At 81.9% G+C, this 277-nt stretch carries 1 pseudogene; it reads right to left on the bottom strand.

Annotated features, from left to right (window positions below):
• A pseudogene (locus MFF21_RS23725) lies at positions 1-277 on the bottom strand (hypothetical protein); the annotation flags it as partial.

Here is a 277-nt window from a genome sequence, read left to right as displayed (position 1 = left end):
AGGGCGCGTCCGGCACGGCCGCCTGGCAGGCCAGGGGGCAGCAGGTGGCCGCGCAGCTGACCGGCCGCTTGTGGTGGCCGTGGCCGCCCGGGTGGTGCTGGCCGGCCGAGGCATGCCGCTGGCAGTCGGGGCCGTCCGCCTGGAGGGCCGCTCCCGCGGGCGCGTCGGCGGAGCCGGCTCCGTGCCGGTGGTGGGCATGCGGGTCGGCGGCGGCCTGGTCGGCGGCGGCGTGATCGGCCGCGGCGTGGCGCTGCATCGTGCACGGCGCCGCCGGGGC

It is taken from the genome of Methylobacterium organophilum, from assembly GCF_022179465.1.
GTDB lineage: Bacteria > Pseudomonadota > Alphaproteobacteria > Rhizobiales > Beijerinckiaceae > Methylobacterium > Methylobacterium organophilum.
This window is presented reverse-complemented; position numbering and strand designations above follow the sequence as displayed.